We start from the raw sequence: 8,662 nt of genomic DNA on the forward strand, positions 1-8,662 counted from the left end.
ACCGTCTGGACGAGCGTGCCGCGCTGAAACGCTCGGTGTTGCTGGCGGCGGCGCTGCCGGTGGCGGTCGCCCTGCTCGGCAGCCTGGGTCTGCTCTGGCTTGGCCTGGGCCGAGGGCTGGCGCCCGTGCGGCGGATTCGCGAGGCACTGACCCGACGCAGCGCCGACTCCCTCGAACCCTTGCCGGTCGAAGGCCTGCCGCCGGAGCTGCTGCCGCTGGTGCAGACGCAGAACCAGCTGTTCCAGCGCATCGCCCAGGCCATCGAACGCGAACGCCGGCTGACCGGCGACGCCGCCCACGAACTGCGCAGCCCGCTGACGGCGATCAAGACCCACCTGCAGGTAGCACGCATGACCGAAGGCGCCGCCGCCGAACAGGCGCTGGCGAACGCCGAGGCCGGCGCCGACCGCCTGCAGCGCACGCTCGAGCAGTTGCTGTTGCTGGCCCGGGTAGAAGGCAGTCTGGATTTCGACGATGGCCTGCAGTGCACGGCCGCCGAGGTCGCGCGACTGGCGATTCAGGACGCCAGTGGCGGTGACGGCGCGCCAATCCTGTTGCAGGTCCCGGCGGACCTGCCCGACACGCCGCTGGCGATGCCGCCGGTGCTGGCCATCGCCGCGCTGCGCAACCTGCTGGAAAATGCCCAGCGCCACACCGCGCCGGGCAGCGCCGTCACGCTGTCTCTGCAGCCTGAAGCCGGGCGAGTACGCTTCGAAGTACGCGATCAGGGGCCGGGCATCGCCGCCGAGCATCTCGAGCACCTGACTCGGCGCTTCTGGCGACACGCCGCCAGCAGCGGCAGCGGCCTGGGCCTGGCCATCGTCCAGGCGATCGCGCAACGCTGCGAGTGCACCCTCGCCTTCGACAGCCAGGCCGACGGCCTGCGCGTATCACTGACGGTGCCGTTGCAGCGCTGAGCAGGCGCTTAGCCGGGGAATTCCAGGCGGAAGGACGTCCAGCCCTTCTGCGACGTACAACCGATCGCACCCTGATGGGCCTGGACGATGGAGCGGGTAATCGCCAGCCCCAGGCCGGCATTGCTCGGGCTGCCTTCGCGGCGCGCCGGATCGACCCGATAGAAGCGGTCGAACAATCGCTCCAGATGCTCGGGCGCGATGGTCGCGCCGGGATTGCTCACCTCAAGCGTCACCTGGCCCGCGCCGCGCTCGATGGCCACCCGGATGCGCTCGCCGTCGGGGGTGTAGCGCAGCGCATTGGACAGCAGGTTCGACAACGCCCGGCGCAGCATCAACAGATCGCCCTGAATCGTACCGCCACCGGACAGCTCGAAGCGCACCCCGCGCTCGTCGGCCGAGAGCTGGTAATAGTCCAGCAGCTGCGTGCACAACGCCTCCAGCACGACGGGTTTGGCGTCCGGCACGATCAGCCCGTTGTCCGCCTTGGCCAGAAACAGCATGTCGTCGATCATCCGCGACATGCGCTGCAGCTCCTCCAGGTTCGAATGCAGATTGTCCTGGTACTGGTCCAGCGTGCGCGCGCGGGTCAGCGCCACCTCGGTGTGGGTCATCAGATTGCTCAGCGGCGTGCGCAGCTCGTGGGCGATGTCGGCGGAGAAGTTCGACAACCGCACAAAGGCGTCTTCCAGCCTCGCCAGCATGGCGTTGAAAGCCTGCACCAGCTGCTGCAGCTCGGCCGGTGTCGACTCGTCGGGGATGCGCTCGCGCAGCGACTTGGCCGAGACGGAGGCGGCCACCTGGGTGACGTCGCGCAGCGGTCGCAGCCCGCTACGCACCAGCAGCCAGCCGAGCAGGCCGCTGAGCACCGCGCAGAGTATCAGCGCGCCCCACAGCCAGCCGCTGAAGGTATGGAAGAACGCCTTGTGCACGGTGACATCGAGCAGGATCAGCAGCGTCAGCGCTGTCTGACCGACCGGCACCTGCGTCACCTCCGCGCGCCAGAGGCGCCCATCCAGCGACAGCTCGCCATCACGCTCAGCGGCCAGCGCGACCAGGCTCGGGTCGGCCCCGCCTGGCAGCGGCTCGGGAAACAGCTGGCGCCCCGCTGCATCGAAGACGAACCCCCTTATCTCGCTGTGGCCACCGAGCAGGGCCTGCAACCGCGGACGCAGCCGCTCGAAGTCATCATCAGCCTGCAGCTCGCCGAGCAGCGCCTCGCCGGCGCGAAGCTTCTCGTGCAGGGTGTGCTGGTCCAGCTCGTTGAAGTGGCGTTCGCTGAGCTGGTGAAAGAAGTACCCCGCGGCCGCCAGCACGCCGGTCACCGCGAGCATGAACATCAGGCTCAGCCGCGCCGTGAGCGACAGCCGCGTCATGACGGGTCCGGCTCGTCGAGCATGTAGCCCATGCCGCGCGCGGTATGGATCAGTTTGGGCTCGAAGCCATCGTCGATCTTCACCCGCAAGCGGCGGATCGCCACCTCGATGACGTTGGTGTCGCTGTCGAAATTCATGTCCCACACCTGCGAAGCGATCAGCGACTTGGGCAGCACCTCGCCGCGCCGGCGCAGGAGCAGTTCCAGCAGGGCGAATTCCTTTGCGGTCAGGTCGATGCGCTGGCCAGCCCGCGTGGCGCGGCGCTTGAGCAGATCGACCTCCAGATCGGCAACCTTCAGCTGGGTCTGCAATGCCGCCGCGTTGCCGCGTCGCAGCAGGGTGCGCACACGGGCCAGCAGCTCGGAAAAGGCGAACGGCTTGACCAGATAGTCGTCGGCGCCAAGCTCCAGCCCCTTCACGCGATCCTCGACACGGTCGCGCGCAGTGAGAAAGAGCACCGGCACCTCGCGACCGGAGGCACGCACCAGGCGCAGCACTTCCCAACCATCCAGCCCCGGCATCATCACGTCGAGGATCAGCAGGTCGTAGGGCATGCTCAGCGCGTGTTGCAGCGCGTCGGTGCCGGTCGTGACCCGGTCGACGGTGAACCCCGCCTCGCTCAGGCCCTGCTGCAGGTAGATGCCTGTCTTGGGCTCGTCTTCGGCGACCAGCAGTTTCATGTCCCTTTCCTCGGCTCGGCGATGGGCGAAGTGTGGCAGCCACAACGGCCGGCACGCCATCAACTGACAGAAACGTAATCTTTCTATCAGCGTTGCGTAAGGCGGCGAGGACTATGGTGAAACCATCCCATTCCGGAGGCCGGCCATGCAACGCAGCGGAACTCCCCAGCCTTTCTGGCGCAGCCCTGCCGGCATCGCACTGCTGATGCTGGCGATGATCGGGCTGTTCTACCTGGTGCGCGAACATCTGACGCATACCGCCGAAGTACTGCCCTACCTGATCCTGCTGCTCTGCCCGCTCATGCATCTGTTCGGCCACAGGCACGGAGGCCACGATGGCGACCGCTGACCAGCCCGGCAACCACGCACACGCGCATCACCATCCCGCCCACCATTCGCATCCACCCCACTCTGCCGAAACCGCGACCGAACAGGACCCGGTGTGCGGCATGCCGGTGGCCGGCGATAGCCCACTGCATGCCAGCCATGGCGGGCGCGACTACCACTTCTGCAGCCAGCGCTGCCTGGACCGGTTCGTCGCCGAGCCGCAGCGCTACGCCAGTGCCGAACCCGCGGTGGCGCCGGCCGTGGCCGATCCGGCTGCCGAATATACCTGCCCGATGCACCCGGAAATCCGCCAGATCGGCCCCGGCACCTGCCCCAAGTGCGGCATGGCGCTGGAGCCGGTGATCCCCGAGTTGGAGGAGCAGGAGAACCCCGAGCTGCGCGATTTCTCCCGGCGCTTCTGGTGGACCCTGCCGCTGACCGTGATCGTCACCCTGCTGGCGATGGCCGGGCATTCGCTGGCGCTGTTCCACGGCACCACGCAGAACTGGGTCGAGCTGGTGCTGGCGACGCCGGTGGTGCTCTGGGCCGGCTGGCCGTTCTTTGTGCGCGGGGCGCAGTCGATCCGCCAGCACAGCCCGAACATGTGGACGCTGATCGGCCTCGGCACCGCCGCGGCCTATGTCTACAGCGTGGCGGCTACCTTGGCGCCACAGCTGTTCCCGGCGACCTTTCTGCAAAACGGGCGCATCGGCGTCTACTACGAGGCGGCGGCGGTGATCATCTCGCTGACGCTGCTCGGCCAGATGCTCGAGCTGCGCGCGCGCTCGCAGACCTCGGCGGCGATCAAGTCGCTGCTCGGCCTGGCGCCGAAGACCGCGCGACGGATCAACGCCGACGGCAGCGAGGAGGACATCGCGCTGACCCACGTGCACCTTGGCGACCGCCTGCGCGTGCGCCCCGGCGAGAAAGTGCCGGTGGACGGTCGCGTGCTCGAGGGCGAAAGCGCGGTGGACGAGTCGATGCTCACCGGCGAGCCGCTGCCGGTGACCAAGCGCAGCGGCGACACGCTGATCGGCGCCACGCTCAACACCCATGGCAGCCTGGTGATGGAAGCGCAGAAGGTCGGCTCGGCGACCATGCTTGCGCAGATCGTGCAAATGGTCGCCCAGGCCCAGCGCAGCCGCGCGCCGATGCAACGCCTGGCCGATCTGATCGCCGGCTGGTTCGTGCTGGTCGTGATCGCCATCGCCGTGCTGACCTTCTTCGGCTGGGGCCTGTTCGGCCCGCAGCCGAGCTGGGTGTTCGGCCTGATCAACGCGGTGGCGGTGCTGATCATCGCCTGCCCCTGCGCGCTGGGCCTGGCCACGCCGATGTCGGTGATGGTCGCCACCGGCAAGGCCGCCGGCAGCGGCGTGCTGTTCCGCGATGCCAGCGCCATCGAGAACCTGCGCAAGATCGACACGCTGATCGTCGACAAGACCGGCACCCTCACCGAGGGCCGCCCGGCCTTCCACAGCGTGGTCGCAGCGCCCGGCTTCGGCGAGGACGAGGTGCTGCAACTGGCGGCCAGCCTCGACCAGGGCAGCGAGCACCCGCTGGCCCACGCCATCGTCGAGCGCGCCCGCGAGACCGGCGTGCAACTGAGCCCGGTCGAACAGTTCGAGTCGGCCTCGGGCATCGGCGTGCGCGGGCGGGTCGCCGGCCGCGGCCTGCTGCTCGGCAACACCGCGCTGCTCGATGAAGGCGGCGTCGACAGCGGCGCGCTGCGCCAGCGCTCCGAAGCGCTGCGCGCCGAAGGCGTGAGCATCATGTACCTGGCGGTCGACGGAACGCTCGCCGGGCTGCTGGCGGTGGCCGACCCAATCAAGCCAACCTCGCGCCTGGCGGTCGAGCGGCTGCAGGCCGATGGCGTCCGGGTGGTCATGGCCACTGGCGACGGGCTGACCACCGCACGCTCGGTGGCGCGCCAGCTGGGCATCGAGGAGGTGCACGGCGAGGTCAAGCCTCAGGACAAGGAGCGCCTGGCCGCCACCCTGCAGCAAGCCGGGCACCGCGTGGCGATGGCCGGCGACGGCATCAACGATGCACCGGCGCTGGCGCGCGCCGACGTCGGCATCGCCATGGGCACTGGCACCGACGTGGCGATGAACAGCGCCCAGGTCACCCTGGTCAAGGGCGACCTGCTGGGCATCCTGCGCGCGCGCAGCCTGTCGGTGGCGACGGTGCGCAACATGCACCAGAACCTGACGTTCGCTTTTCTCTACAACAGCCTGGGCATCCCGCTGGCCGCCGGCCTGTTCTACCCGCTGACCGGTCACCTGCTATCGCCGATGATCGCCGCGCTGGCGATGAGCGTCAGCTCCGCCTCGGTGGTGTTCAACGCGCTGCGCCTGCGCAACGCCGATGTTGACGGAGGGCTTGACCTTGCCACGATGTCAAGGTCGAGCATCGAGCCAGGCCACTGAGGAGATCGCCATGAACACCACTACGCTGAAGGTCACCGGCATGAGCTGCGGCTCCTGCGTTCGCCATGTCAACGCCGCCCTTGCGGCACTCGATGGCGTCGTACAGGTCGACGTGGAACTGGCCAGCGGTATCGTCCGCGTCCGCGGCGACGCCGAGCCCCAGGCGCTCGTCGCCGCCCTCGACGAAGCCGGCTACCCGGCAGAACCCATCGCCGAGGCCGCCGCCGCGCCGGCGAAGAAAACCGGCTGCGGCGGCAGCTCTGGCTGCTGCTGCCGCTGACACACGCTCTGGAGAATGCGCATGAACAAGTACCTCGTCACGCTCACCGCCCTGCTGATGTCGGGCATGGCCCAGGCCGCCACGGTCATCGACGTGCATCGCGACGCCAACTGCGGCTGCTGCAAGGACTGGATCAAGTACCTGCAAGCCAACGGCTTCGAGGTGCGCGACCATGTGGAAAACAACATGCCGGCAGTCAAGCAGAGCCTCGGGGTCGTACCCCGGCTGGGCTCGTGCCACACCGGGGTGATCGACGGCAAGTTCGTCGAGGGCCACGTGCCGGTGGCAGCGATCCGCGAGTTACAGCAGCGCGATGACCTGCTCGGCGTCGCCGCACCGGGCATGCCCGCCGGCTCGCCTGGCATGGATTATGGACAGGCCAAGCAGCGTTACCAGGTCATCGGCCTGACCCGCGAGGGGCGCGACATGGTGCTCGGCGAGTACCAGGGCGATCAGCTGCAGCGCTGAGCCGCAGGCGGGCACGCCGATGGGCTGGCTCATCGCCAAGTACCTGCTTACCGCTGCCGTGGTGGTGCTGGTATCGGAAGTCGCCAAGCGCAGCGATCGGCTCGGCGGCTTTCTCGCTGCCCTGCCGCTGATCACGGTACTGGCGATGATCTGGCTTTATGTCGAGCGCCAACCGCTGGAGAAGATCGCCAATCATGCCTGGTACACCTTCTGGTACGTGCTGCCGACGCTGCCGATGTTCCTGCTGTTCCCACGCCTGCTGGCGCGGCTGGGCTTCTGGCCCGCGCTGCTGGCCGGCGCCCTGCTGACCGTCGCCTGTTTCGGCCTGCTAGCGCTGTTGCTGCGGCGCTTCGGCGTACAGCTGCTCTAGCCACGCGCACGGCGGTTGCCAGCTGACAGAAGCGTAATGTTCCGCTCAGCCAGTGGTCAGCTCGGCCCGGTTATCGTTGCTCTATTGCTGCGCTAAGCGCAGCGCAATTAGTGCCTGAACAAACCCGCAAAGGATCCACATGCACGCCAACCAATCCCGGCGCACCTTCGTCAAAAGCCTGGCTGCCGGCGGTGCCGTCGCCGGCCTCGGGCTGTGGCGCCAGCCCGTCTGGGCGCTGACCAGCCCAGGTCAGCCGACGGTGCTCAGCGGCACCGAGTTCGACCTCACCATCGACTCCATGAGCGTGGACTTCACCGGCAAGCGCCGCACTGCCATGGCCATCAACGGCAGCATCCCCGGCCCATTGTTGCGCTGGCGCGAGGGCGACACCGTGACTCTGCGCGTGCGCAACCGGCTGCCCCACGACACCTCCATCCATTGGCACGGCATCCTGCTGCCGGCCAACATGGACGGCGTACCCGGCTTCAGCTTCGCCGGCATCGCGCCGGATGGCATGTACGAATACCGCTTCAAGGTCGTCCAGAGCGGCACCTACTGGTACCACAGCCACTCCGGTTTTCAGGAACAGCTGGGCGTCTATGGCGCGCTGATCATCGATCCCAAGGAGCCGGAGCCGTTCAGCTACGATCGCGACTATGTGGTGTTCCTCTCCGACTGGACCGACGAAAGCCCGGCACGGGTGCTGGCCAAGCTGAAGAAGCGCTCGGACTACTACAACCGGGGCCGGCGTACGCTTGGCGATTTCATCGACGATGTCGCCGACAACGGCTGGACCGACACCATCAGCGAACGCTGGGCCTGGGCGAAGATGAACATGTCGCCGACGGATCTGGCCGACATCAGCGGTGCCACCTACACCTACCTGCTCAACGGCCATGCACCGGACGGCAACTGGACCGGCCTGTTCCAGCCAGGCGAGCGCATCCGCCTGCGGCTGATCAACGGCTCGGCGATGAGCTACTTCGACTTCCGCATCCCCGGCCTCAAGCTCACCGTGGTCGCCGCGGACGGACAGAACGTCGAACCGGTGCTGGTGGACGAAGTGCGCCTGGCCGTGGCGGAAACCCTCGACGTGATCGTCGAGCCGGACGGCAGCCAGGACGCCTACACCCTGTTCGCCCAGTCCATGGACCGTAGCGGCTTTGCCCGCGGCACCCTGGCCGTGCGCGATGGTTTGCAGGCGCCGGTACCCGAGCCCGATCCGCGCCCCGAACTGAGCATGGAAGACATGGGCCATGGCGATCATTCCGCCCATGGCCAGGCTGCTGCGCCTGTGCAGAGTGACGATCCTCACGCCGGGCATGGCGACATGAATCATGGCGCGATGAATCAGAGTGGGATGAATGGCCAGATGGACCACGCCGCCATGGGCCACGGCTCGTCCGGCAGCGGCATGCAGGCGCATCCGGCCAGCGAAACCGACAATCCGCTGGTGGACATGCAGACCATGATGCCGGTGCCCAAGCTGGACGATCCCGGCATAGGCCTGCGCGATAACGGCCGGCGCGTGCTGACCTATGCCGACCTGCACAGCACCTTCGCCGATCCGGACGGCCGTGAGCCGACGCGCACCATCGAACTGCACCTGACCGGCCATATGGAGCGCTTCGCCTGGTCATTCGACGGCATTCCCTTCGCCGACGCCGAGCCAATCCGCCTCAAGTATGGCGAGCGGGTGCGCTTCGTCCTGGTCAACGACACCATGATGCACCACCCCATCCACCTGCACGGGCTGTGGAGCGATCTGGAGGACGAACACGGCAATTTCCAGGTGCGCAAGCACACCATCGACATGCCGCC

The 8,662-nt window shown here is 67.8% G+C and carries 9 protein-coding genes; 7 read left to right on the forward strand and 2 right to left on the reverse strand.

Translation table 11 applies throughout. The annotated features are described in order from the left end of the window. On the forward strand, positions 1–917 hold a 917-nt coding region (locus ACN5KJ_RS20265), incomplete at its 5' end, for an ATP-binding protein (protein WP_418596001.1). Positions 918–925: 8 nt separating this feature from the next. On the opposite strand, the gene ACN5KJ_RS20270 is transcribed toward ACN5KJ_RS20265, so the two are convergent. Beyond that, a complete protein-coding gene (locus ACN5KJ_RS20270; protein ID WP_418596003.1) occupies positions 926–2,290 on the reverse strand; it encodes a heavy metal sensor histidine kinase in 1,365 nt (454 codons plus the stop codon). After that, the gene (locus tag ACN5KJ_RS20275) at positions 2,287–2,970 is read right to left on the reverse strand and encodes a heavy metal response regulator transcription factor (protein ID WP_110776435.1); all 684 of its coding nucleotides are present in this window, start codon (positions 2,968–2,970) and stop codon (positions 2,287–2,289) included. Before ACN5KJ_RS20275 ends, ACN5KJ_RS20270 begins: the two co-directional genes overlap by 4 nt. Before the next feature lie 145 nt (positions 2,971–3,115). On the opposite strand from ACN5KJ_RS20275, the gene ACN5KJ_RS20280 reads away from it, so the two are divergent. From ACN5KJ_RS20280 to ACN5KJ_RS20305, 6 genes are all read left to right on the forward strand, one after another. Next, positions 3,116–3,319, forward strand: a complete 204-nt coding sequence (locus ACN5KJ_RS20280) for a DUF2933 domain-containing protein (protein ID WP_106443497.1) — start codon at positions 3,116–3,118, stop codon at positions 3,317–3,319. Continuing rightward, positions 3,306–5,723 carry a heavy metal translocating P-type ATPase gene (locus tag ACN5KJ_RS20285; protein WP_418596006.1) on the forward strand — a complete coding sequence of 806 codons (2,418 nt, stop codon included), beginning with the start codon at positions 3,306–3,308 and terminating at the stop codon, positions 5,721–5,723. The genes ACN5KJ_RS20280 and ACN5KJ_RS20285 overlap by 14 nt, the downstream gene beginning before the upstream one ends. Positions 5,724–5,733: 10 nt before the next feature. Next, on the forward strand, positions 5,734–6,003 hold the full coding sequence (locus ACN5KJ_RS20290; protein ID WP_061338562.1) for a heavy-metal-associated domain-containing protein: 270 nt from the start codon (positions 5,734–5,736) through the stop codon (positions 6,001–6,003). 21 nt (positions 6,004–6,024) lie between these two features. Next, positions 6,025–6,471, forward strand: coding sequence for a DUF411 domain-containing protein (locus ACN5KJ_RS20295; RefSeq protein ID WP_418596009.1), 447 nt, complete (start codon positions 6,025–6,027; stop codon positions 6,469–6,471). Between the two features lie 19 nt (positions 6,472–6,490). Beyond that, positions 6,491–6,841 (forward strand): DUF3147 family protein, encoded by a 351-nt coding sequence (locus tag ACN5KJ_RS20300; protein WP_043219156.1) that lies wholly within the window; start codon positions 6,491–6,493, stop codon positions 6,839–6,841. A 139-nt stretch (positions 6,842–6,980) separates the two neighbouring features. Continuing rightward, positions 6,981–8,662, forward strand: a 1,682-nt coding sequence (locus ACN5KJ_RS20305; protein WP_418596011.1) for a copper resistance system multicopper oxidase, incomplete at its 3' end; no start/stop codon positions are given.

This window comes from Ponticoccus sp. (in: a-proteobacteria) (genome assembly GCF_048381735.1).